22 protein-coding genes and 1 pseudogene are annotated in these 24104 nt (G+C 71.6%); 15 read left to right on the top strand and 8 right to left on the bottom strand.

The features are described from left to right. The first annotated feature begins 30 nt into the window (after window positions 1-30). Complete coding sequence (locus QOL88_RS14075; RefSeq protein WP_097216766.1) at window positions 31-339, top strand: hypothetical protein; 309 nt, start codon at window positions 31-33, stop codon at window positions 337-339. Window positions 340-350: 11 nt separating this feature from the next. On the opposite strand, the gene QOL88_RS14070 is transcribed toward QOL88_RS14075, so the two are convergent. After that, window positions 351-944 (bottom strand): CGNR zinc finger domain-containing protein, encoded by a 594-nt coding sequence (locus QOL88_RS14070; protein ID WP_097216765.1) that lies wholly within the window; start codon window positions 942-944, stop codon window positions 351-353. A gap of 86 nt (window positions 945-1030) precedes the next feature. On the opposite strand from QOL88_RS14070, the gene QOL88_RS14065 reads away from it, so the two are divergent. Then, window positions 1031-1831 carry an MBL fold metallo-hydrolase gene (locus QOL88_RS14065; RefSeq protein ID WP_097216764.1) on the top strand — a complete coding sequence of 267 codons (801 nt, stop codon included), beginning with the start codon at window positions 1031-1033 and terminating at the stop codon, window positions 1829-1831. Between the two features lie 7 nt (window positions 1832-1838). Here the strand turns inward: QOL88_RS14065 and QOL88_RS14060 are convergent, their stop codons facing one another. Beyond that, window positions 1839-2486, bottom strand: coding sequence for a dihydrofolate reductase family protein (locus QOL88_RS14060; RefSeq protein WP_097216763.1), 648 nt, complete (start codon window positions 2484-2486; stop codon window positions 1839-1841). Window positions 2487-2605: 119 nt separating this feature from the next. Then, window positions 2606-2971, bottom strand: a complete 366-nt coding sequence (locus QOL88_RS14055) for a cupin domain-containing protein (protein ID WP_097216762.1) — start codon at window positions 2969-2971, stop codon at window positions 2606-2608. Between the two features lie 229 nt (window positions 2972-3200). On the opposite strand from QOL88_RS14055, the gene QOL88_RS14050 reads away from it, so the two are divergent. The 6 genes from QOL88_RS14050 (at window position 3201) to QOL88_RS14025 (ending at window position 9833) form a co-directional block, all read left to right on the top strand. Then, window positions 3201-4220, top strand: a complete 1020-nt coding sequence (locus QOL88_RS14050) for a LacI family DNA-binding transcriptional regulator (RefSeq protein WP_097216761.1) — start codon at window positions 3201-3203, stop codon at window positions 4218-4220. Then, window positions 4217-5761 (top strand): sugar ABC transporter ATP-binding protein, encoded by a 1545-nt coding sequence (locus QOL88_RS14045; RefSeq protein WP_097216760.1) that lies wholly within the window; start codon window positions 4217-4219, stop codon window positions 5759-5761. The genes QOL88_RS14050 and QOL88_RS14045 overlap by 4 nt, the downstream gene beginning before the upstream one ends. Further along, window positions 5751-7700 carry an ABC transporter permease/substrate-binding protein gene (locus tag QOL88_RS14040; protein ID WP_097216759.1) on the top strand — a complete coding sequence of 650 codons (1950 nt, stop codon included), beginning with the start codon at window positions 5751-5753 and terminating at the stop codon, window positions 7698-7700. The genes QOL88_RS14045 and QOL88_RS14040 overlap by 11 nt, the downstream gene beginning before the upstream one ends. A 75-nt stretch (window positions 7701-7775) precedes the next feature. After that, window positions 7776-8678 (top strand): ribokinase, encoded by a 903-nt coding sequence (locus tag QOL88_RS14035; RefSeq protein WP_097216758.1) that lies wholly within the window; start codon window positions 7776-7778, stop codon window positions 8676-8678. Next, window positions 8675-9064, top strand: coding sequence for a D-ribose pyranase (rbsD, locus tag QOL88_RS14030; RefSeq protein ID WP_097216757.1), 390 nt, complete (start codon window positions 8675-8677; stop codon window positions 9062-9064). The genes QOL88_RS14035 and rbsD overlap by 4 nt, the downstream gene beginning before the upstream one ends. A 256-nt stretch (window positions 9065-9320) precedes the next feature. Beyond that, window positions 9321-9833 carry a hypothetical protein gene (locus QOL88_RS14025; protein ID WP_097216756.1) on the top strand — a complete coding sequence of 171 codons (513 nt, stop codon included), beginning with the start codon at window positions 9321-9323 and terminating at the stop codon, window positions 9831-9833. On the opposite strand, the gene QOL88_RS14020 is transcribed toward QOL88_RS14025, so the two are convergent. Beyond that, the gene (locus tag QOL88_RS14020) at window positions 9814-10317 is read right to left on the bottom strand and encodes a GNAT family N-acetyltransferase (protein ID WP_097216755.1); all 504 of its coding nucleotides are present in this window, start codon (window positions 10315-10317) and stop codon (window positions 9814-9816) included. The two genes, QOL88_RS14025 and QOL88_RS14020, sit on opposite strands and share 20 nt — an antisense overlap. A gap of 72 nt (window positions 10318-10389) precedes the next feature. Continuing rightward, complete coding sequence (locus tag QOL88_RS14015; RefSeq protein WP_157851227.1) at window positions 10390-10560, bottom strand: hypothetical protein; 171 nt, start codon at window positions 10558-10560, stop codon at window positions 10390-10392. Window positions 10561-11086: 526 nt separating this feature from the next. Here QOL88_RS14015 and recD2 point away from each other — a divergent pair. Then, the gene (gene recD2 / locus QOL88_RS14010; RefSeq protein ID WP_097216754.1) at window positions 11087-13366 is read left to right on the top strand and encodes an SF1B family DNA helicase RecD2; all 2280 of its coding nucleotides are present in this window, start codon (window positions 11087-11089) and stop codon (window positions 13364-13366) included. 179 nt (window positions 13367-13545) lie between these two features. Further along, complete coding sequence (locus tag QOL88_RS14005; RefSeq protein ID WP_097216753.1) at window positions 13546-14835, top strand: citrate synthase; 1290 nt, start codon at window positions 13546-13548, stop codon at window positions 14833-14835. Between the two features lie 747 nt (window positions 14836-15582). Here QOL88_RS14005 and QOL88_RS14000 read toward each other — a convergent pair. Continuing rightward, on the bottom strand, window positions 15583-17823 hold the full coding sequence (locus QOL88_RS14000; protein ID WP_097216752.1) for a heavy metal translocating P-type ATPase: 2241 nt from the start codon (window positions 17821-17823) through the stop codon (window positions 15583-15585). A 109-nt stretch (window positions 17824-17932) separates the two neighbouring features. After that, window positions 17933-18172 carry a heavy-metal-associated domain-containing protein gene (locus tag QOL88_RS13995; protein WP_097216751.1) on the bottom strand — a complete coding sequence of 80 codons (240 nt, stop codon included), beginning with the start codon at window positions 18170-18172 and terminating at the stop codon, window positions 17933-17935. A gap of 235 nt (window positions 18173-18407) precedes the next feature. Here QOL88_RS13995 and QOL88_RS13990 point away from each other — a divergent pair, with 235 nt between their 5' ends. Continuing rightward, window positions 18408-19451 carry a zinc-dependent alcohol dehydrogenase family protein gene (locus tag QOL88_RS13990; protein ID WP_097216750.1) on the top strand — a complete coding sequence of 348 codons (1044 nt, stop codon included), beginning with the start codon at window positions 18408-18410 and terminating at the stop codon, window positions 19449-19451. An 83-nt stretch (window positions 19452-19534) separates the two neighbouring features. Here the strand turns inward: QOL88_RS13990 and QOL88_RS13985 are convergent, their stop codons facing one another. Next, window positions 19535-19732 (bottom strand): helix-turn-helix transcriptional regulator, encoded by a 198-nt coding sequence (locus QOL88_RS13985; protein ID WP_097216749.1) that lies wholly within the window; start codon window positions 19730-19732, stop codon window positions 19535-19537. Window positions 19733-20108: 376 nt separating this feature from the next. Between QOL88_RS13985 and iolC the strand changes: the two genes are divergently transcribed. The 4 genes and pseudogenes from iolC (at window position 20109) to iolD (ending at window position 24094) form a co-directional block, all read left to right on the top strand. Beyond that, window positions 20109-21059 carry a 5-dehydro-2-deoxygluconokinase gene (gene iolC / locus QOL88_RS13980; RefSeq protein WP_097216748.1) on the top strand — a complete coding sequence of 317 codons (951 nt, stop codon included), beginning with the start codon at window positions 20109-20111 and terminating at the stop codon, window positions 21057-21059. Further along, complete coding sequence (locus QOL88_RS13975) at window positions 21056-21937, top strand: Cgl0159 family (beta/alpha)8-fold protein (protein ID WP_097216747.1); 882 nt, start codon at window positions 21056-21058, stop codon at window positions 21935-21937. The genes iolC and QOL88_RS13975 overlap by 4 nt, the downstream gene beginning before the upstream one ends. A 64-nt stretch (window positions 21938-22001) precedes the next feature. Then, a pseudogene (locus QOL88_RS38845) lies at window positions 22002-22118 on the top strand (5-deoxy-glucuronate isomerase); the annotation flags it as partial. 92 nt (window positions 22119-22210) lie between these two features. Then, complete coding sequence (gene iolD, locus QOL88_RS13970) at window positions 22211-24094, top strand: 3D-(3,5/4)-trihydroxycyclohexane-1,2-dione acylhydrolase (decyclizing) (protein WP_097216745.1); 1884 nt, start codon at window positions 22211-22213, stop codon at window positions 24092-24094. Window positions 24095-24104: the final 10 nt, after the last annotated feature.

Here is a 24104-nt window from a genome sequence, read left to right as displayed (position 1 = left end):
GCGCCCCTACCTGATGGCGGAGGCGGGTGCATGACCGGCGGGGCGCGCGATCACGCGGTGGCCGGGCGGCTCCTGCCGTGGACCGGCGCCGACGGAAAGCCGTGCTACCTCGTGGGCGACGGAACCGGCTACGTCTCACGGCTCGCCGACGAGATCGAGGACGTGCAGATCGACATGGCGGACCGGCTGCTCGGGCATGCCGCCGAACTCCTCGCGGAGCACCGCGTGACCGGCGAGGAACTGCACTACCTGGCCCGGCGGCTCAGCGAGTCGCTGCGGGACGTCGCAAGGGTCGCGGAGAGCAGAGGGGCGCGGCTCGCCCACAGGTCCCGGCCGTGACCTGGACGGCGTCATTGCTGCTCGGAACGACGGGCGTACGCCCGGGCCGCGCGGGCGCGGTCGCCGCAGCGGGTGGAGCACCAGTGGCGGCGGCCGTGGCGGAGCAGGTAGCGGTTGCAGGGCGGTGAGCCGCAGGCGGTCAGGCGCTCGGCCGCGGGGGAGGTGAGCAGGTCGGCGGCGTCCGCGGCGAGGGTCGCCAGGGCGAGGTCGACGATCGCGGTGGTGGGGTGGGGGGCGGTGCGATAGGGGCCGGTCTTGTCGTCCCACCGCAGGAGCGGGGCCGTGGGGACCCTGGTCATCGCGTCGTTGACGGCCGACACCGCCGCGGGCAGGGCGGGCACGCCGTCGACGCGGGCGGCGAACAGGGATCTGATCTGTTCGCGCAGGGACCGCAGTTGGGTCGCGCACATCTCCCGCATGCCGGCGTCGACCGGGGCGAGGTCGCGCTGGGTCAGCCAGTGGTTCGCCCGCGCGGGGGTGCCCAGGAGATCGAGTGTGCGCCCGCCGGGCAGGGCGATCGCGGTGTTGGCGAGGGCAAGGGAGGGGTGCTCCTCCTCGCCCTGGGCGGGCGGCGGGGCGGGCTGTTCGGTCACGGGCTCCTCCATGCTTCTCATGGTACGGCTTGCTTGTATCCGTGAGAAGCGGCTACGGTCGTCTCACGGTTCAACCACGTCTATCCGTGAGGTGCCTCATGTCCTCCCTGCCCGTGACGACCGACCTCCCCGTCCGCGCCCTCGGCGGCCCGACCGCCCTGTTCGAGTACGGCGGCCTGCGCTTCCTGACTGACCCGACCTTCGACGCGCCCGGCGACTACGCCCGGCCCGGGGGTCCGCTCCTGACCAAGACCGCGCCCGCCACCACCACGCCCGCCGACCTCGGCAACGTCGACGTGGTGCTGCTCTCCCACGACGAGCACCCCGACAACCTCGACACCTCCGGCCGGGCCCTGCTCCCCGGCATCCCCCTGACCCTGACCACGCCCGGCGGCGGTGAGCGGCTGCGCGAGAGCCTGGGGGACAAGGTCAGGGGCCTGGCCGACTGGGAGGCCGTCGAGCTGGACCGGCCCGGCGGCGGCACGGTCACCGTGACCGGCGTCCCGGCCCTGCACGGCCCCGGCCCGCGCGAGCAGGTCGAGGCGTACACCGGCCAGGTCGTCGGCTTCGTCCTGACCGGCGAGGGGCTGCCCACCGTCTACGTCAGCGGCGACAACGCCTCGCTCGACGCCGTCCGCGAGATCGCCGACCGCTTCGCCCCCGTCGACACCGCCGTGCTCTTCGCCGGTGCTCCCCGCTTCCCCGTCCTCTTCGACAACCAGGTCATCGTCCTGGACAGCGCGATGGCCGCCGAGGCCGCGCGGATCCTCGGCGCCCGCCGCGTCGTCCCTGTCCACTACGACAGCTGGGCCCACTTCACCGAGGGCCGCGAGCAGTTGGAAGCGGCCTTCACCGCCGCCGGGCTCGCCGGCCGGCTGGACTGGGGCAAGGGTGCCTGACCTGCCGCTACTTCCGCCAGAACAGGTGGTGCGTCACCCCGCTCGGACTCGGCACGACATCGCGGTGGAAGCGGTCGAGCAGTTCCTCGGGTGACTCCCACAGTCGTGTGCCGGACCCGAGCACCACGTCGGGCGAGACCGTCACGTGCAGCGTGTCGACCAGGTCGGCGTCCAGGAACTGCCTAATGGTCGACGCCCCGCCGCCGAGCCGTACGTCCTTGCCCCCGGCCGCCTTGCGCGCCTGGGCGAGGACCTCGGCCGGATCCCCGCCGACGAAGTGGAACGTCGTGTCGGAGAGGGTGAACGAAGGGCGCTCGTGGTGGGTCATCACGAACACCGGCGTGTGGAACGGCGGTTCGTCACCCCACCAGCCCTGCCACTCGTGGTTCTCCCAGGGGCCGCGCTGCGGGCTGAACTTGTTGCGGCCCATGATCTCGGCGCCGATGTTGTGGTGGAAGTCGCGCACCAAGTAGTCGTCGAGGCCGCGGCTCCCGCCCGGGGCGGTGCGGTTGGGCCAGCTGGCCGTGGCCCCGGCCCAGGCGAACATCGTGCCGGGGTCGGCGTGACCGAACGGCCTCTCAAGGCTCTGGCCCTCACCGGCACCGAAGCCGTCACTCGAAACGTTGAAGTTCTGCACGCGCAGCAACTGGGACACAGCGCTCCTCCTGTGGTCGATGCAAGAGAGACCGCCCGGACCGGGAAAACTCATCGGCGCGGGCCCGGCGCGTCCACCGGCATACGGCGTCGGAGCTGCTGTCCGGGCAGGCTCCGGCGTCACCCGGCCTGCGCCACCACGTGGTCGATCACCTGCCGCATGTCCGCACTCGGCGAGAACTCCACCAGTTCGCTGTCCTCCAGCGCCACCGGCACGTGGCCGGGGCCCCAGTGGTACGCCTGCCCCGCCTCGTACTCCTCCTCGCCCGTGGCCGTGCGCATCCTGATCCGGCCCTTGAGCAGGTAGCCCCAGTGCGGGCACTGGCAGGCGTCGCCGGGCAGGCCCTTGAGGGCCGGGCCCATGTCCGTGCCCTGGGGCAGTGTGATGTAGCCGACCGACATGCCGCCGCCGATCGGCATCAGGCGCAGTTCCACTCCGTCGCCTTCGAGGGCCACGGGTACGTCGTTCCGGGTCGCCGCCGTCATGGTTCCTCCACTCCGGCCCGCCAAGGCCTCGAACGCCCCACAGGAAACCCCCGCACCTCCAGCCTGGCCCGCCGGGCCGCGCCCCGCGACATCACGATCCGGTCAAGAGGTACCGCCGGGGGCTTGATTCGGCCGCGTGTAATCGATTCCATGCTCCCGTCGATGTAATCGATTCCACGAGCACCCACCCGGTGCTCCCACGACTGATCCACAAGGAGGTGGAGCGGCGGTGGCCAGCATCAAGGACGTCGCTGCCGAGGCCGGCGTCTCCGTCGCCACGGTCTCGCGCGTCCTGAACGACCACCCGTCGGTCAGCGCCGACGCACGCACCCGCGTGCTGGCCGCCGTCGCGACCCTGGGCTACCGCCCGAACGCCGTCGCCCGCTCCCTGCGCACCGACCAGACCCACACCCTCGGCCTGGTCATCAGCGACGTGATGAACCCGTACTTCACGGAACTGGCCCGCTCCGTCGAGGAGGAGGCCCGCGCGCTCGGCTACAGCGTCATCATCGGCAACGCCGACGAGCGGCCGGACCTCCAGGACCACCACGTACGCACCCTGCTCGACCGCCGGATCGACGGCCTGCTCGTCTCCCCGACGGACGGCGGCTCGCCCCTGATGCTGGACGCCGCGCGAGCCGGGACGCCCATGGTCTTCGTGGACCGGTGGATCCCGGGCGTGGACGTGCCGGTGGTGCGGGCGGACGGGCGGAGCGCCGTACGGGACCTCGTGGCGCATCTGCACCGGCTGGGACACCGCAGGCTCGCCATCATCGCGGGCCCGGCGGCGACCACCACCGGCCAGGAGCGCGTCGAGGCCTTCCGCGAGGCGCTCGGTGCGTACGGGCTCGAACTTCCCGACGCCTACATAGGGCAGGGCGACTTCCAGGCCGAGAGCGGCCGGCTGGTCACCGAGGGCTTCCTCGACCTCGCCGACCCGCCCGAGGTCGTCTTCGCGGCCGACAACCTGATGGCGCTCGGCGCCCTGGACGCCGTACGCGCGCGTGGTCTGCGCGTACCGGACGACCTCGCGCTGGCCGCGTTCGACGACATCCGGTGGTTCGTGCACACCGATCCGCCGATCACCGCGATCGCCCAGCCCACGGGCGAGCTGGGCCGGGCCGCCGTACGGGCCCTGGTCGACCGCATCGAGGGGCGGCCCGGCGAGTCCGTCACGCTCCCCGCCCGGCTCGTCGTACGCCGCTCGTGCGGCGAGAACCCCACCCCAGTGCAAAGGAGCACGACGTGAGCAACGCGGACGAGTTGCTGCGCATCGAGGGCATACGGAAGACCTTCCCGGGCGTGGTCGCGCTGGACGGCGTCGACTTCGACCTGCGCCGGGGCGAGGTGCACGTGCTGCTCGGTGAGAACGGTGCCGGCAAGAGCACCCTCATCAAGATGCTCTCCGGCGCCTACACCCCCGACGCCGGGCGGATCCTGGTCGGCGGCGAGGAGACGCGCATCCAGGGTGCGCAGGACTCCGAGCGGCTCGGGATCGCCACGATCTACCAGGAGTTCAACCTGGTACCCGACCTCACGGTCGCCGAGAACATCTTCCTCGGGCGCCAGCCGCGCCGCTTCGGGATGATCGACCGCAAGCGGATGGAGGCCGACGCCGAGGTCCTGCTGCGGCGGGTCGGCGTGAATGTCTCGCCCCGCGCGCGGGTCCGTGACCTCGGTATCGCCCGCCTGCAGATGGTCGAGATCGCCAAGGCGCTCAGCCTGGACGCCCGTGTGCTGATCATGGACGAGCCGACCGCCGTGCTCACCTCCGAGGAGGTCGAAAAGCTCTTCGCGATCGTGCGCACGCTGCGCGAGGACGGCGTCGGGATCGTCTTCATCACCCACCACCTGGAGGAGATCGCCGCCCTCGGCGACCGGGTGACGGTCATCCGCGACGGGAAGAGCGTCGGGCAGGTCCCCGCCGCCGCCCCCGAGGACGAGCTCGTCCGGCTCATGGTCGGCCGCTCCATCGAGCAGCAGTACCCGCGCGAACGGGCCGACCGCGGCGCCCCCCTGCTGTCCGTCGAGGGCCTCACTCGCGACGGCGTCTTCCACGACGTCGGCTTCGAGGTGCACGCCGGTGAGGTCGTCGGCATCGCCGGGCTGGTCGGCGCGGGCCGTACCGAGGTCGTGCGGGCGGTCTTCGGGGCCGACGGGTACGACAAGGGCACCGTGAAGGTGTCCGGCGCCCCGATCGCCAAGTCCGACGTCAACGCGGCGATGACCGCGGGCATCGGACTCGTGCCCGAGGACCGCAAGGGCCAGGGCCTGGTGCTGGACGCCTCGGTCGAGGAGAACCTGGGCCTGGTGACGCTGCGGTCGGCCACCCGCGCCGGGCTCGTCGACCTCAAGGGCCAGCGCGAGTCCGCCGAGCGGATCGCGAAGCAGCTCGGCGTGCGGATGGCCGGGCTCGGCCAGCACGTGCGCACCCTCTCCGGCGGCAACCAGCAGAAGGTCGTCATCGGCAAGTGGCTGCTCGCCGACACCAAGGTGCTGATCCTCGACGAGCCGACGCGCGGCATCGACGTCGGCGCCAAGGTGGAGATCTACCAGCTGGTCAACGAACTCACCGCCGCCGGAGCGGCCGTCCTGATGATCTCCAGCGACCTGCCCGAGGTGCTCGGCATGAGCGACCGGGTGCTGGTGATGGCGCAGGGCCGGATCGCCGGTGAGCTCTCCGCCGACGAGGCGACCCAGGACGCCGTGATGGCACTCGCCGTCAGCACCCCCACGACGTCGACCACGACGACGACCACGAACGGAACGGAGGCCTCCCGTGGCCACTGACACGCTCAAGAGCACAACGGGCGCGGGTGGCGCCTCGGGAGGCCTGCGCCGCCTCCTGCTCGACAACGGCGCGCTCACCGCGCTCATCGTCCTCGTCATCGCGATGTCGGCCCTGTCCGGCGACTTCCTGACGACGGACAACCTCCTCAACGTCGGTGTGCAGGCGGCCGTGACGGCCATCCTCGCCTTCGGCGTGACCTTCGTGATCGTCTCCGCGGGCATCGACCTGTCGGTCGGCTCGGTCGCCGCGCTGTCCGCCACGGTCCTCGCCTGGAGCGCCACGTCGGCGGGCGTCCCGGTCTTCCTCGCCGTCCTGCTCGCCATAGCGACGGGCATCGTCTGCGGCCTGGTCAACGGCATTCTGATCTCCTACGGCAAGCTCCCGCCGTTCATCGCCACGCTGGCCATGCTGTCCGTGGCCCGGGGCCTCTCCCTCGTCATCTCCGAGGGCTCCCCGATCGCCTTCCCCGACTCGGTCTCCCACCTCGGCGACACGCTCGGCGGCTGGCTGCCGGTGCCGGTCCTGGTGATGATCGTCATGGGTCTGATCGCGGCCTTCGTGCTCGGCCGGACCTACATCGGCCGCTCCATGTACGCGATCGGCGGCAACGAGGAGGCCGCGCGGCTGTCCGGCCTGCGCGTGAAGAAGCAGAAGCTCGCCATCTACGCCTTCTCGGGCGTCTTCGCCGCCGTCGCCGGTGTCGTGCTGGCCGCCCGGCTCTCCTCCGCGCAGCCCCAGGCCGCCGACGGCTACGAACTGGACGCGATCGCCGCCGTCGTCATCGGCGGTGCCTCCCTCGCGGGCGGCACCGGCAAGGCGTCCGGCACGCTCATCGGCGCGCTGATCCTCGCCGTGCTGCGCAACGGCCTCAACCTGCTGAACGTCTCCGCGTTCTGGCAGCAGGTCGTCATCGGTGTCGTCATCGCGCTCGCGGTGCTGTTCGACACGCTGCGGCGCAAGGCGGGGGCGACCCCGGTGGCCGGTGCCTCCCAAGGGGGCAAGGGCAAGCAGGCGGCGACGTACGGGCTCGCGGCCGTGGCCACCGTCGCGATCGTCGGCGCCACGTCCTTCCTGCACAACGGCTCCTCCGCCACGAGCAGCCCGAAGCTGGGCCTGTCGCTGTCCACCCTCAACAACCCCTTCTTCGTGCAGATCCGGGCGGGTGCCCAGGCCGAGGCGAAGAAGCGGGGCGTGGACCTGACCGTCACCGACGCTCAGAACGACGCCTCCCAGCAGGCCAACCAGCTGCAGAACTTCACCAGTTCGGGCCTCGGCGCGATCATCGTCAACCCGGTGGACTCCGACGCGGCGAGCAACTCCGTCAAGGCCGCCGACCAGGCGAAGATCCCGGTCATCGCGGTCGACCGAGGCGTCAACAAGGCGTCGGTGGACGCCCTGGTCGCCTCCGACAACGTCGCCGGCGGTGAACTCGCCGCCAAGACCGTCGCCGACAAGCTGGGCGGCAAGGGCAAGATCGTGATCCTCCAGGGTCAGGCCGGCACGTCCGCGGCCCGGGAACGCGCGCAGGGCTTCGCGAACGGCCTCAAGGCCTTCCCGGGCATCCAGGTCGTCGCCCAGCAGCCCGCCGACTTCGACCGCACCAAGGGCCTGGACGTCATGTCGAACCTGCTCCAGGCCCACCCGGACGTCCAGGGAGTCATCGCCGCCAACGACGAGATGGCGCTCGGCGCGATCAAGGCGCTGGGTTCCAAGGCCGGCAAGTCGGTCTCGGTGGTCGGCTTCGACGGCACGCCTGACGGACTGAAGGCGGTCGAGGGCGGCACGCTGTACGCGTCCGTGGCGCAGCAGCCGTCCCAGCTCGGGAAGATCGCCGTGGACAACGCCCTGCGGGCCCTGAAGGGCGAGAAGGTCGAGGAGACGGTGAAGGTGCCGGTGAAGGTGGTCACCGAGGAGAACGTGGCCGGCTTCAGCGGCTGACATCGGGCAACGGCGGGCGGTCGCACACGGTGTGCGTGACCGCCCGCCCATCTCACTCACGTGGGGAGACAACTCATGTACGACTACGACCTCCTGGTCGTGGGGTCGGCCAACGCCGACCTGGTGATCGGAGTGGAGCGCCGGCCCGGCGCCGGAGAGACCGTGCTCGGCTCCGACCTGGCCGTCCACCCGGGCGGCAAGGGCGCGAACCAGGCGGTCGCCGCCGCCCGGCTCGGTGCCCGTACGGCGCTGCTGGCCCGGGTCGGCGACGACGCGCACGGCCGGCTGCTGCTGGAGTCGCAGCGCGCGGCGGGCGTCGACACGGTGGGAGTCCTGGTGGGCGGCGCACCGACCGGCGTCGCGCTGATCACGGTCGATCCGTCCGGGGACAACAGCATCGTGGTGTCGCCCGGCGCGAACGGCCGCCTGACCGCGGAGGACGTGAGCGCGGCCGGGTGCCTCTTCCAGGGCTCGCGGGTGGTGTCGGCGCAGCTGGAGATCCCGCTGGAGACGGTGGTGGAGACCGTGCGGAGCCTGTCGCCCGAAAGCCGTTTCGTGCTGAACCCCTCCCCGCCGCGCCCCCTTCCGCAGGAGGTGCTGGCGGCCTGCGACCCGCTGATCGTGAACGAGCACGAGGCCAAGGTGATCCTGGGCGGCTCCGCAGTGGGGGACACCCCCGAGGACTGGGCGCGGATTCTGCTCGCCAAGGGCCCGAAGTCGGTGGTGGTGACGCTGGGCGCGGAAGGCGCGCTGGTGGCGTCGGCGGAGGGTGTCGCGCGCGTGCCGGCCGTGAAGGTGGACGCGGTGGACACGACGGGCGCGGGTGATTCCTTCACCGCCGCGCTGGCCTACCGGCTGGGCGCGGGCGCGTCGCTGGCCGAGGCTGCGGCGTACGCGGCGCGGGTGGGTGCCGTGACCGTGACGAAGGAGGGCGCGCAGGCGTCCTTCCCGACGGCGGCGGAGGTCGCCGCACCGTGAAGAGGACCGGAATACTGAACCGTCATCTCGCCGGTGCGCTGGCCGAACTCGGCCACGGCGACGGGGTGCTGGTGTGCGACGCGGGCATGCCGATCCCCGACGGCCCCCGGGTGGTGGACCTGGCCTTCCGCGCAGGGGTGCCGGCGTTCGCCGAGGTGCTGGACGGGCTGCTGGCCGAGCTGGTGGTCGAGGGGGCGACGGCGGCGCAGGAGCTGCGGGAGGCCAACCCGGAGGCGTCGGCGCTGCTGGAGGGGCACTTCCCCGGACTGGACCTCGTGTCGCACGAACGCCTCAAGGAGCTGTCGGCGGGTGCCCGGCTCGTCGTCCGCACGGGCGAGGCACGGCCGTACGCCAACGTCCTGCTGAGGTGCGGCGTCTTCTTCTGACGGCCTCGAAGGGGCCCTGAACGGCCTCTGAACAGGCCCGAACGGTTTCGAGGGAGCCCGGTCCGTCGACCAGGCCCCCTCGGCCTTTCCCCTCCCGTCAGGTCCCCCGCGATCCCCCCGGATCCCCCTCCAGAAGTCCTGACGCATAGTACGACCGCCTTGGGGCCGAAAGGGTTGCACGGCGACGTAAGAAATTCTTGCCGGATTTTTGAGGGGCCCCGGCCGTGGCTCCGGCGGGCCGCCCTAGGTTGACACCATGCGCCTCTTCGACAAGCTCACCGGGACCACCCATCCCGCCGCCGGGGTCGTTCCGCGTCCGGCCCAGGAGGTGCGCGCGGCCCTGCTCGGGCTGGGCCGCGCCGACGCGCCGTACGTGATCCGCGACGGTGCCGCGCAGGGCGCCGACGTGGTCGCGGAGTGGCGGACGGCCGAACCGGCCTGGCAGGACCTCTTCGTCCGGTCGCAGCTGACGCGTGCCGTCCGGTTCCGGATGCGCTTGGTCCCGGAGACCCACGAGGTGCGCGTCATCGAGGAGGGGCGGGAGGTCACCCGGGTCGGCGATCCGCCGCGGCTGAAGATCTCCGGGCAGTACACGCGCGGTCCCGACCGGACCGTCTCCCGCCACTACACGATCGGCCGCGGGGAGAGCGGCCGGCTCGAAGCGACGGAGACCTACCGCTTCGACAGCGCGGAGCTGCGCGACCCCCTGCGGGACGTCGTGCTCACGGCCGGCTGGACCTGGCGCGGGGTCATCCTCGGCAGGCTGTGAGCACGCGGGTGAGGCCCCCGTCGTTCTCCTCGACGTCGCGCACGTGCGCGAATCCCATCCGGCCGAGCAGGCGCAGCGAGGCCTCGTTCTCCGCGGCGACGGTGGCGTGCACCTCGGCGAGCCCGAGCGTTTCGAAGCCGTAGGCCACTAGTACCTCGGCGAGTTCGGTCCCGAGTCCGCTTCCCCAGGCCTCGGGAGCCAGCGCGTAGACGATCTCGTGCCCGTCCACCGCGTCGGTGCGCTTGATCTCCGCGTGCCCGACCAGTCGCCCCTCGCGCCGGACCGCCCACACGTCGAACAGGTCCTGTGCGTAGACCTTGGTGAAGATCCTCCCGAACAGGGCCCGGTCCTCCGCCTCGGACGAGGGCCCGTCACCCATCCACCGGGACAGCCTGACGTCCTGGAACAGGGCGACGAAATCCTCTTCGTCGTCGGGGGTGTAGGAGTCCAGGAGCAGGCGCGCGGTGTGCAGGGTCGGGGGCATGGGGCGGACGCTAATCAGGCGGGAGGCGGAGCGGCAATGGGTTTCGCGCCGTCCGGACATCCGCCGGCGCCTTCAGCGCCGCAGGCTGTAGCTCACCATCGACGCCCCCACCACCGATCCGAACGCCGGCAGCAGGAACTGTGCGAAGGCCTCCCAGCCCCAGACGATGCCCGCGCACGCCGCCGTGATGTTGATGGCCAGGGACATGATCCACAGGGCGACGCTCTGGGCCTGGGGTGACATCGTTCCTCGTCGTCATTCGGAGCCGGGGGAATGGAATGGGAAGGGGCGGAATCAACCCGGCCCGGGGCTGGGAAGGGGCGGCAATTCCGGAGCGGGTGCCCGGTGCGGCAGGGGAGGGTCGGGCGTGTTCCCGTGCGGCGTCGAAGACCCCGGGGCCACGATCGCGTGCTCCCCGGAAATCGCCGGAGCCATCACGAGCAGCGTCAACGTGCCGACGGCGCACAGTCCGACGAGCACCGTGCCCGCGGTGTGGGCGCGCCGGGGACCGCTCGGGCCAGGGGAACGCATCGGCATCACGGTCGCTCCGGAATCGAGTCCGCCCCCCATTTCTCGAACGCCTGAATTCTTCCACGGAAGGAATCACAAAAGGGGCGACCAGGATGCTTGAACTGTAAAGTTTCGGACTCTCTTGTGAACTCACCGTGAAAGCTGAGCCCCTGATCGCATACTGATCGGTCGCTTTATGCGCCGGTCACCGGCGCTCCGGCCCGGCCGCACTGTCGTACCCGGGCGGTACCGTCGGATCATGACCGATCAGGCGGGGGCCGCCCAGACGGGCGAGCGGCGACTGGCCACGTTGGAAGGCGTACTCGAACGCATCACGTACGCCAACGAGGAGAACGGCTACACGGTCGCCCGGGTCGACACCGGCAGAGGCGGCGGCGACCTGCTCACGGTCGTCGGCGCCCTGCTCGGCGCACAGGTCGGCGAGTCCGTGCGCATGGAGGGCCGCTGGGGCTCGCACCCGCAGTACGGAAAGCAGTTCCACGTCGAGAACTACACGACCGTCCTGCCGGCCACCGTCCAGGGCATCCGCCGCTACCTCGGCTCGGGCCTGGTCAAGGGCATCGGCCCGGTCTTCGCCGACCGCATCACGCAGCACTTCGGCATGGACACCCTCCAGATCATCGAGGAGGAGCCCAAGCGCCTCATCGAGGTCCCCGGCCTCGGCCCCAAGCGGACGAAGAAGATCGCCGACGCCTGGGAGGAGCAGAAGGCCATCAAGGAGGTCATGCTCTTCCTCCAGACGGTCGAGGTGTCCACGTCCATCGCCGTGCGCATCTACAAGAAGTACGGCGACGCCTCCATCTCCGTCGTGAAGAACCAGCCCTACCGGCTCGCCTCCGACGTCTGGGGCATCGGCTTCCTCACCGCCGACAAGATCGCCCAGTCCGTCGGCATCCCGCACGACAGCCCGGAGCGCGTCAAGGCAGGCCTGCAGTACGCGTTGTCCCAGTCCACCGACCAGGGCCACTGCTTCCTCCCGGAGGAGCAGCTGATCAAGGACGCGGTCAAACTCCTCCAGGTCGACACGGGCCTGGTCATCGAGTGCCTGGCCGAGCTGGCCCAACCCCCCGAGGACGGTGAGGACCCCGGCGTCGTACGCGAGAAGGTGCCGGGCCCCGACGGCGGCGAGCCCGTCACCGCGATCTACCTCGTCCCCTTCCACCGCGCCGAACTCTCCCTCTCCGCCCAGCTGCTGCGCCTCCTGCGCACCGCCGAGGACCGCATGCCGGGCTTCCGGACCGTGGCGTGGGACAAGGCGCTGGGCTGGCTGAAGGGGCGTACCGGCACCGACCTCGCGCCCGAGCAGGAGGCCGCCGTCAGGCTGGCGCTGACCGAGAAGGTCGCCGTCCTCACCGGCGGCCCGGGCTGCGGCAAGTCCTTCACGGTCCGCTCGATCGTGGAGCTGGCCCGCGCCAGAAAGGCGAAGGTCGTGCTGGCCGCCCCCACGGGCCGGGCCGCCAAGCGCCTGTCCGAGCTCACGTGCGCCGAGGCATCCACCGTCCACCGCCTGCTGGAGCTCAAGCCCGGCGGCGACGCGGCCTACGACCGGGACCGCCCGCTGGACGCCGACCTGGTCGTGGTCGACGAGGCGTCCATGCTGGACCTGCTGCTCGCCAACAAGCTGGTGAAGGCGGTCCCGCCGGGGGCGCACCTGCTGTTCGTCGGGGACGTCGACCAGCTGCCCAGCGTCGGCGCGGGGGAGGTGCTCCGCGATCTCCTGGCCGACGGCGGCCCGATCCCAGCGGTCCGTCTCACCCGGGTCTTCCGGCAGGCCCAGCAGTCCGGTGTGGTGACGAACGCGCACCGGATCAACGCCGGGCAGCATCCGGTCACGGACGGCATGAAGGACTTCTTCCTCTTCGTCGAGGACGACACCGAGGCCGTCGGGCGGCTCACCGTCGATGTGGCCGCCCGTCGCATTCCGGCCAAGTTCGGGCTGGACCCGCGCCGGGACGTCCAGGTCCTCGCCCCCATGCACCGCGGTCCATCCGGCGCGGGCACCCTCAACGGCCTGCTGCAACAGGCCGTCACCCCGGGCCGCCCCGACCTGCCCGAGAAGAGATTCGGCGGGCGGGTGTTCCGCGTCGGCGACAAGGTCACCCAGATTCGCAACAATTACGAGAAGGGCGAGAACGGGGTCTTCAACGGCACCGTCGGCGTGGTCACCTCGCTCGACCCCGTCGACCAGCGCCTGACGGTGCTCACGGACGAGGACGAGGAGGTGCCGTACGAGTTCGACGAGCTCGACGAGCTTGCCCACGCGTACGCCGTGACGATCCACCGCTCCCAGGGCAGCGAGTACCCGGCGGTCGTCATCCCGGTCACCACGAGCGCCTGGATGATGCTCCAGCGGAACCTGCTCTACACGGCCGTCACCCGGGCCAGACAGCTGGTCGTCCTCGTCGGTTCGCGCAAGGCGATCGGCCAGGCGGTGCGCACGGTTTCGGCGGGCCGGCGGTGCACGGCACTCGACTTCCGGCTCGGTTCAACGAAAAATGATCGATCAAACGAGTCGTGAAGGTCACAAGACACTTCCAGAAGGGGAACTCAGGGGGCAGGATGAGCAAGTTGACGGCACTCAGTGCCGTCGATAGGCCCGATGGTCGACCCCGAGTGCACTCTCCTGAGCCAAGTGGGGGATGGTAGAGACAGTCAGGGCAACCTCGAAGATGAGGCACAACGTCGGTGAGGGAAGACGTGAGCGACAACTCTGTAGTACTGCGGTACGGCGACGGCGAGTACACCTACCCGGTGATCGACAGCACCGTCGGTGACAAGGGCTTCGACATCGGAAAGCTCCGCGCCCAGACCGGTCTGGTGACGCTGGACAGCGGTTACGGCAACACGGCCGCGTATAAATCCGCCGTCACGTACCTGGACGGCGAAGCGGGCATCCTGCGGTACCGCGGCTACCCGATCGAGCAGCTGGCCGAGCGCTCCACCTTCCTGGAGGTCGCCTACCTGCTGATCAACGGCGAGCTGCCGACCGTCGACGAGCTCTCGGTGTTCAAGAACGACATCACGCAGCACACCCTGCTGCACGAGGACGTCAAGAACTTCTACAAGGGCTTCCCGCGCGACGCCCACCCGATGGCCATGCTGTCCTCGGTGGTCTCGGCGCTGTCCACGTTCTACCAGGACAGCCACAACCCGTTCGACGAGCGCCAGCGCAACCTCTCGACGATCCGCCTGCTCGCCAAGCTGCCGACGATCGCGGCGTACGCGTACAAGAAGTCGATCGGTCACCCGTTCGTCTACCCGCGCAACGACCTCGGCTACGTCGAGAACTTCCTCCGCATGACCTTCTCGGTCCCGGCGCAGGAGTACGACCTGGACCCGACCGTGGTCTCCGCGCTCGACAAGCTGCTGATCCTGCACGCGGACCACGAGCAGAACTGCTCGACGTCCACGGTCCGCCTGGTCGGCTCCTCGCAGGCGAACATGTTCGCCTCGATCTCCGCCGGCATCAACGCCCTGTGGGGCCCGCTGCACGGCGGCGCCAACCAGTCGGTGCTGGAGATGCTGGAGGGAATCCGCGACTCCGGCGGTGACGTCGACTCCTTCATCCGCAAGGTGAAGAACAAGGAGGACGGCGTCCGCCTGATGGGCTTCGGCCACCGGGTCTACAAGAACTTCGACCCGCGCGCCAAGATCATCAAGGCCGCCGCGCACGACGTGCTGTCCGCCCTCGGCAAGTCCGACGAGCTGCTGGACATCGCGCTGAAGCTGGAGGAGCACGCGCTCTCCGACGACTACTTCGTCGAGCGCAGCCTCTACCCGAACGTCGACTTCTACACCGGCCTGATCTACCGGGCCATGGGCTTCCCGACCGAGATGTTCACGGTCCTGTTCGCCCTCGGCCGGCTGCCGGGCTGGATCGCCCAGTGGCACGAGATGATCAAGGAGCCGGGCTCCCGCATCGGCCGCCCGCGCCAGATCTACACGGGCGTGGTCGAGCGCGACTTCGTGCCCGTCGAGGAGCGCTGAGACTGCCGCCCAGGAGCCCTGAGGCGCGGTACCGCCAGAGCCCCCGCATCCGGTTGCCGGATGCGGGGGCTCTCGCGTGAGCCCTGGCGTGGTTCGTGGATCACCGACCGTTCTCGTGATCCACGCCGTGGTTCGTGGATCACCGACCGGCTCGCATGATCCCTCACGTGATTTCTTACGCAATGAAGAAGGCGCCCCGGCGCCGGTCCCCCCACGGGCCGACGTCCAGGGCGCCTTCCCAGTCCCGGTGCGGATTCCCCCCACGGGATCCGGCCGGGCGTCTGTGAGGACAGCGCCTGAATCGCTGTTGAGCAGAACGAGCAAAACTCGTCGTGCTGTGGTGCGCGCTCTGCCGGGACAGCGCACGTCCGGGAGGGCCGCTCAAAGCTTCCCGGCGTACGTGCCCCGGCAACGCTCCCCCAAGCTCTCAACTCCGTTCGAGCCGGGAGGTACCCCCAACTGGAGAAGTCCCCCAAGACATCTCCAGATGCCAGGTGGCGCCCCCCAAGACGCTCCCTGACATCGTCAACTTAGACCTTCGAACCCCTTCGATGGTTACGTTCACATCACTGTGATCTGCGTCTCTTGCATTTGTCCGTTAGCTGCGCAAGAGCCCGGATATGCCGACCGGGACCCAAGCGTAAGGATGATGCGCGAGCCTTGTGAAGAGCTTATGTGAGCCCGGCCCGGGACTCCAGAGGGGCTCAAATCACGTTCGCCGTGAACTTAGGGGGAATTCGGGGGACTTCACCGGAATGTCCGCAGTCGCAGGCTGTTCGTGACGACGAAGACCGACGAGAACGCCATCGCAGCCCCCGCGATCATCGGGTTCAGCAGGCCCGCGGCGGCCAGCGGCAGCGCCGCCACGTTGTAGCCGAAGGCCCACAGGAGATTGCCCTTGATCGTGCCCAGGGTCCGGCGGGAGAGCCGGATCGCGTCCGCGGCCACCCGCAGATCGCCGCGGACCAGGGTCAGATCGCCCGCCTCGATCGCCGCGTCCGTGCCGGTGCCCATGGACAGGCCCAGATCGGCGGCGGCGAGCGCGGCCGCGTCGTTGACGCCGTCGCCCACCATCGCGACGACCCGCCCCTCGGCCTGTAGCCGCCGTACCGCGTCGACCTTGTCCTCGGGGAGGACCTCGGCCACCACCGTCTCGATCCCCACCGCCGCGGCCACCGTCTCGGCCACCGCGCGGTTGTCCCCGGTCAGCAGCACCGGCGTGAGCCCCAGGGCGCGCAGCTCGCGCACGGCCTCGGCGCTGGTCTCCTTGACCGCGTCCGCCACGGCCAGAACGGCCTGCGCCGTCCCGTCCCAGCCGGCCAGGACGGCCGTACGCCCGGCCCGCTCGGCCTCGTCCCGCACGCGGGCCAGCTCCTCCGGCACGTCGTCGAAGAGCCGCCCCACGGCGACGTCCCGGCCCTCCACGCGCCCGCGTACGCCCCGCCCGGGGACGTTCTCGAACCCGTCGACCTCCGGGAGCCGCCCGGCCCTCTCCTCGGCTCCCAGCGCGATCGCACGGGCGACGGGATGCTCCGAGGCGTGCTCGACGGCGCCGGCCAGCCGCAGCACCTCCTTCTCGTCGGTGCCCTCGGCGGCGTGGACCTCCAGGAGGGTCATCCGGCCGGTGGTGACCGTGCCGGTCTTGTCCAGGACGACGGTGTCGACGCGGCGCGTGGACTCCAGCACCTCCGGGCCCTTGATGAGGATGCCGAGCTGGGCGCCGCGGCCCGTGCCGACCATCAGCGCGGTCGGCGTGGCAAGGCCCAGCGCGCACGGGCAGGCGATGATCAGCACCGCGACGGCCGCGGTGAACGCGGCGACGCCGTCGCCCGTCAGCCCGAGCCACGCCCCGGCCGTGGCGACGGCGATCAGCAGCACCACCGGCACGAAGATCCCGGAGATCCGGTCGGCGAGCCGCTGCACCTCGGCCTTGCCGTTCTGCGCGTCCTCCACCAGCTTCGCCATCCGTGCGAGCCGCGTGTCGGCACCGACCCGGGTGGCCTCGACGACCAGCCGTCCGGCCGTGTTGACCGTCGCGCCGGTGACCGGGTCCCCGGCCGCCACGTCCACCGGCACCGACTCGCCGGTCAGCATCGAGGCGTCCACGGCGGAGGCGCCCTCGACGACCGTGCCGTCGGTGGCGATCTTCTCGCCGGGCCGCACGACGAACCGGTCACCGACGGCCAGCCGCTGCGCCGGGATCCGCACCTCGCGTCCGTCCCGCAGCACGGCCACGTCCTTGGCGCCCAGTTCCATCAGCGCCCTGAGCGCCGCTCCGGCACGGCGCTTGGAGCGGGCCTCCAGCCAGCGTCCCAGCAGGATGAACGCGGTGACGCCGGAGGCGACCTCCAGGTAGATCGAGGAGGCGCCGTCGCCGCGCGAGACCGTGAACTCGAACGGGTGCCGCATGCCCGGCGTCCCCGCGTCGCCGAGGAACAGCGCCCACAGGGACCAGCCGAAGGCGGCCAGGGTGCCGAGGGAGACCAGGGTGTCCATGGTGGCGGCGCCGTGCCGGGCGTTCGTCCATGCGGCCCGGTGGAAGGGCAGTCCGCCCCAGACGACGACCGGCGCGGCGAGGGTGAGCGAGAGCCACTGCCAGGTGTCGAACTGGAGCGCCGGGACCATCGCCAGCAGGATCACGGGCACGGCGAGGGCGGCGGAGACGGCGAGGCGACCGCGAAGGGCCGTCAGCTCGGGGTCCTCGTCCTCGGTGGCGGAGGCCTCCTCCCGCGGGGGCGCGGGTTCCTCGGCGGTGTACCCGGTCTTCACGACGGTGGCGATCAGATCGGCGACCTCGGTGCCCTCGGGGCAGGTGATCCGGGCCTTCTCCGTCGCGTAGTTCACCGTGGCCGAGACGCCGTCCATCCGGTTCAGCTTCTTCTCGACGCGGGCCGCGCAGGAGGCGCAGGTCATCCCGCCGATGAGCAGCTCGACCTCGGCGAGGGCCGGCTCGCGAGCGGCCGGTGCCTGGGCGGTGGTGCTGGTCATGTCCTCACTCCAGGAGATGCGGGGCGCCCGGGAGACGGAACGGGCCGTACGGGCCGGGGCGGCGGCCGTACGGCCCGTACACGGGTACGAGTGCCAGGTCTGGTGCGTCTCAGGCCCGGCCGGCCAGTTCGAAACCGGCCTCGTCGACGGCGTCGCGCACGGCCTTGTCGTCGAGCGGGGCCGCGGAGACGACGGTGACCTCGCCGGTCTTGGCGACGGCCGTCACCGAGCTCACGCCGGGGATCTGGGAGATCTCGCCGGAGACCGCGCCCTCGCAGTGTCCGCAGCTCATGCCGCTCACCTTGAAGACGGTGGTGACGGGGCCCGTGGTGTCGGTCTGGGCGGTCATGTCGTTACTCCTCGTCGAGGCATGTGGGGCTGTGGGGTCCGCTGGGGACCCGCATACTCCACTGTACCCCTAGGGGGTATCGGTTCACGACGCCCGCCGCCGACGCGGCGCCCGGGTCGGCGGCGTTCCCCGGCCCACCGCTAGCGTGCCCCGAGGCGTCGCCCGCCCGGGGCGCCGGGGCACCCCCGTGCGCCGGCGGGGCCGGGCGCGGCATGAGCGAAAGGCGGGTGGATCCATGCGGGCCGTGGTGTTCGAGCGGTACGGGGAGGCTGCCGAGGTGCGGGACGTGCCGGACCCGGAGCCCGCGGAGCACGGGGTCGTCGTACGGGTCGAGGCCACCGGGCTGTGCCGCAGCGACTGGCACGGCTGGCAGGGCCACGACCCGGACATCGCGCTGCCGCACGTGCCCGGGCACGAACTCGCCGGGGTCGTCGAGGCGGTGGGCGCCCGGGTGACCGGGTGGCGGCCCGGGGACCGGGTCACCGTGCCGTTCGTCTGCGCCTGCGGCACCTGCCCGTCCTGCGCCGCCGGCGACCATCAGGTGTGCGAGCGCCAGACCCAGCCCGGCTTCACCCACTGGGGCTCCTTCGCCCAGTACGTGGCACTGGACCACGCCGACGTGAACCTCGTGGCGCTGCCCGGGGAGCTGTCCTTCGCGACGGCGGCCTCGCTCGGCTGCCGGTTCGCCACGGCGTACCGGGCGGTGGTGCGGCAGGGCAGGGTCGCGGCGGGGGAGTGGGTCGCGGTGCACGGGTGCGGCGGGGTCGGGCTCTCGGCCGTGATGATCGCGGCCGCGGCGGGCGCCCGGGTCGTGGCCGTCGACGTGTCGCCCGGCGCCCTGGACCTTGCGGGGACGTTCGGGGCGGCGCGATGCGTCGACGCGACGGGCGTGCCGGACACCGCGGCCGCGGTCCGCGAGGTGACCGGCGGTGGCGCCCACCTCTCCCTCGACGCCCTCGGCTCGCCCGGCACCTGCGCCGCCTCCGTGAACGGCCTGCGCCGCCGCGGCCGGCACGTCCAGGTCGGCCTGCTCCCCTCCTCGTCCGGCACGACCCCCGTGCCGATGGCCCGCGCGATCGCCCTGGAACTCGAACTCCTCGGCAGCCACGGCATGGCCGCGCACGGCTACCCGCCGATGCTGGAGCTGGTCCGCAGCGGGGTGCTCCGCCCCGACCTGCTGGTGACGTCCACGATCACCCTGGACGAGGTGCCCGCGGCTCTGGCGGCGATGGGGACCGCGCCGGGAGCGGGGGCGACGGTCATTCGGCCGTGGAGCTGACGGTCGTCGAACCCTGGGACTGACGTACGCGCGAACGGCCGTGCCCCACGCGACGGTGGGGCACGGGAGGGGCAGGGGGTGGGTCAGTCGGCTCTTCGGCGGTTGCCGGGCCGGGAGGCGACCCAGGCCCGGACCGTGTCGGCGTACCAGTAGGGCTTGCCGCTCTCGACGTGGTCGGGCGGGGGCAGCAGCCCGTGTTTGCGGTAGGACCGCACGGTGTCGGGCTGCACCCGGATGTGCGCCGCGATCTCCTTGTAGGACCAGAGCCTTCGGTCGGTCATGACGTGCACCTCCCCGCGCGCACCGCGGCGGCGGCCGTGGACGGCCGTCCGGGGGAGCCGGGCGCTGCGCTGGCGATCAACAAGCCTGTGCCCGGTCAACGACGCCCGGTGATACGGGGCAGGGCCTGTGCGCCGGGTGTGACGGAAGACCCGCGTACTCGCGACACGCGTGACACGAGGGAGGCGTTTGTGACACAGCCGCGGCACATGGGCGGGCCCCGGCGTCGGCGGGGTGCCTTGACACGGGCCCTTGACACGGGCCCCGACGAACGGAAAGCGCTGTCATGATCTGGTCCGAATGTCTGGACAAAACATTGACAGGGCCTCGAGAGGGGGGCTACAAAACCGGGGAGAGCCGAGCATCGAGGGGACACCGATGGCGCACGACCTGATCACCATGGGGCGGATCGGAGTGGATCTGTATCCGCTCCAGACCGGCGTCCCGCTGCCGCAGGTCACGTCCTTCGGCAAGTTCCTCGGCGGCTCGGCGAGCAACGTCGCGGTGGCCGCGGCCCGCCTGGGACGGCGCACGGCGGTGATCACCCGCACCGGCGACGACCCCTTCGGCACCTACCTCCACGAGGCCCTGGGGGGCTTCGGCGTGGACGACCGCTGGGTCACCCCGGTCCCCGGCCTGCCCACGCCGGTCACGTTCTGCGAGGTCTTCCCGCCGGACGACTTCCCGCTGTACTTCTACCGGCTGCCCAAGGCCCCCGACCTGGAGATCGACGCGCACGAGCTCGACCTCGACGCCATCCGCGACGCCCGGGTCTTCTGGGTCACGGGCACGGGCCTGAGCGAGGAGCCGAGCCGCACGGCGACCCTCGCGGCCCTCGCCCACCGCGCCAAGGCCGGCACCACGGTCTTCGACCTCGACTGGCGCCCGATGTTCTGGACCGACCCACAGGCCGCCCGCCCCTTCTACGCGGAGGCCCTGCGCCACACCACCGTCGCCGTCGGCAACCTCGACGAGGTGGAGGTCGCCACCGGCGTGCGCGAACCCCACGCCGCCGCCCGCGCCCTGCTCGACGCGGGCGTCGAACTGGCCGTCGTCAAGCAGGGCCCCAAGGGCGTCCTCGCGGTGAACAGCGCCGGCGAGAGCGCCGAGGTCCCGCCGCTGCCGGTGAACGTCCTCAACGGACTCGGCGCCGGCGACGCCTTCGGCGGCAGCCTCGTTCACGGCCTGCTGGCCGGCTGGGACCTGGAGAAGACCATGCGGCACGCCAACGCCGCCGGTGCCATCGTCGCCTCCCGCCTGGAGTGCTCCTCCGCGATGCCCACGCCGGACGAGATCGAGGCGGCCGTCACCGCGGGGGCCGTCCAGTGACCGTCGACGTCGGCGAACTCGTCCGCCTGCGCGGCCACCGCCCGGAGGCGATCGCCGAGGCCGCCGCCCGCCGCCCCCGCCGGCCGCTGCTGAACGGCGACGGCCGCCTGATGATCGTCGCCGCCGACCATCCGGCCCGCGGCGCCCTAGGCGTAGGCGGCCGTGCCCTGGCCATGGCCAACCGTGCCGACCTCCTCGAACGCCTCTGCCTGGCCCTGTCCCGCCCGGGCGTGGACGGCGTCCTCGCCACCGCCGACATCCTCGACGACCTGCTCCTGCTCGGCGCCCTCGACGGCAAGGTCGTCGTCGGCTCGATGAACCGCGGCGGCCTCCAGGGCGCCCGCTTCGAACTCGACGACCGCTTCACCGGCCACCGCCCCGAGGACATCGAGCGCCTCGGCTTCGACGCGGGCAAGCTGCTCCTGCGCATCGACTACGACGACCCCGGCTCGCTGACCACCCTGGAGTCCACCGCCCGGGCCGTCGACGCCATGGCCGCCCGGCGACTCCCCGTCTTCGTCGAGCCGTTCATCAGCCACCGCGACGAGCGGGGCCGGCTCCGCAACGACCTCTCCGCCGAGGCCGTGACCAAGTCGATCGCCATCGCCTCGGGCCTCGGCGGCAGTTCCGCCTACACCTGGCTCAAGGTCCCGGTCACCGACAACCCCGACGACATGGCCGAGGTCATGGCGGCCTCCACGCTGCCCGCCGTACTGCTGGGCGGCGAGGTGGGCGACGATCAGGACGGGGCGTACGAGAAATGGCGCGGCGCCCTCCGACTGCCCACCGTGTGCGGGCTGGTCGTGGGACGTTCGTTGCTGTACCCGGCGGACGGGGACGTGGCCGCCGCCGTGGACACCGCCGTCGGACTGCTGTGAGGGCCGCCTCATGACCATCCGCACCTTCACCGCGGGCGACAGCACAGAAGACCGAGCGTTCCCTCTCCCGGGCAGGTCCCGGGCCCAGATCGCCTCCGGCGCGGGAGGCCGCTTTGCTTTGGCAGGAGCGAAGAGCGAGCGACAACTCCCCGCCCGCTACGGCCCCGCGCCGGAGGTCCCCCCGACGAGGAGTACGCGGCCTCCCCGGGTGAACGCCCTGAACGCCCGTGGTCGCCGTCGCGTATCCGTGACCACTCAGAGGGAGGGACACCGATGACCTCGACGACACGGCTGACGGCGGCACAGGCGCTCGTGCGCTTCCTGTCCGCCCAGTACACCGAACGCGACGGCGTGCGGCAGCGGCTCATCGGCGCCACCTGGGGCATCTTCGGCCACGGCAACGTCGCCGGCATCGGCCAGGCGCTCCTTGAGCACGCCGAGCAGATGCCGTACCACCAGGGCCGCAACGAACAGGCCATGGTGCACGCGGCGGTCGGCTACGCCCGCCAGTCGAACCGTCTGTCCACGCACGCGGTGACGACCTCCATCGGCCCCGGCGCCACCAACCTCGTCACCGGTGCCGCCCTCGCGACGATCAACCACCTGCCGGTGCTGCTCCTGCCCGGTGACATCTTCGCCGGCCGCCCCGCCGACCCGGTCCTTCAGCAGCTCGAAGTCCCGTACGCGGGCGACGTGTCGGTCAACGACTGCCTGCGCCCGGTGTCGAGGTACTTCGACCGGATCACCCGGCCCGAGGCCCTGATCCCCTCGGCGCTGAACGCGATGCGCGTCCTCACCGACCCCGTCGAGACCGGCGCCGTCACCCTCGCCCTGCCCCAGGACGTGCAGGCCGAGGCGTACGACTGGCCCGAGGAGTTCTTCGCCGAGCGCGTCTGGACCGTACGGCGTCCCGGCGCCGACCCGGCGGAACTGGCCGAGGCGGTACGGATCATCCGCTCGGCGAGGAGGCCCCTGGTCGTCGCGGGCGGCGGCGTCCACCACAGCCGCGCCGAGGACGCCCTCGCCGAGTTCGCCGAAACCACCGGCATACCGGTCGCCTCCACCCAGGCCGGCAAGGGCTCCCTGCGCCACGACCACCCCCAGGACGTCGGCGGCGTCGGCCACACCGGCACCGCCACCGCGGACGAACTCGCCCGCACCGCCGACCTGGTGATCGGCGTCGGCACCCGCTACACCGACTTCACCACCGCGTCCGGCACGCTGTTCGGCAACCCGGACGTCCGGTTCCTCAACCTCAACATCGCGCCCTACGACGGCCACAAGCTCGCCGGGCGGCCCCTGGTCGCCGACGCCCGCAGCGGCCTCCAGGAGCTCACCGGCGCCCTCCGGCTGCACGCGCACCGGGTCGCGGGCACCTACGCCACCGAGTACACCGAGGACAAGGAGCGCTGGGAGCAGCGCGTCGACGCCTGCTACGAGGTGGACGAACCGGACACGCGCCCGACCCAGCCCCAGGTCCTCGGCGCCCTGGACGAGATCGCCGACGAGTCGGACATCCTGATCAACGCCGCCGGTTCCCTCCCCGGCGACCTGCACAAACTGTGGCGCACCAGGTCGCCCGACCAGTACCACCTGGAGTACGGCTACTCCTGCATGGGCTACGAGATCCCGGCCGCCATCGGCGTGAAGCTGGCCGCTCCCGACCGGCCCGTGTGGGCGCTGGTCGGCGACGGCACGTACCTGATGATGCCGACGGAGATCGTCACGGCCGTGCAGGAGGGCGTCGCGATCAAGGTCCTGATCGTCCAGAACCACGGCTACGCGTCCATCGGCGGCCTGTCGGAGTCCGTGGGCGGCGAGCGGTTCGGCACCGCCTACCGCTACCCCTCCGAGGACGGCTCCTACACCGGGCCGCCGCTGCCCGTGGACCTCGCCGCCAACGCGGCCAGCCTCGGCATGCGCGTCCTGCGCGCGAAGACCGTCCGGGACCTGCGGGAGGCCCTCGCCGAGGCCCGGGCGGCCGACACTCCCACATGTGTCTACGTCGAGACCCAAACGGCAGACACAGTGTCGGGCGCGCCTCCCGCGCAGGCCTGGTGGGATGTACCCGTGGCCGAGACCGCGACACGGCCGTCCGCGGTCAAGGCACGTGAGCTGTACGAACGGCACGTCTCCACCCGACGCCGCCATCTGTGAAGGAGTTCCC

The sequence above is a fragment of the Streptomyces sp. Ag82_O1-12 genome, from assembly GCF_900182715.1.
GTDB classification, from domain to species: domain Bacteria; phylum Actinomycetota; class Actinomycetes; order Streptomycetales; family Streptomycetaceae; genus Streptomyces; species Streptomyces massasporeus.
Note: the sequence above shows the minus strand (reverse complement) of the source record. Positions and strands in the feature narration are given on the sequence as shown.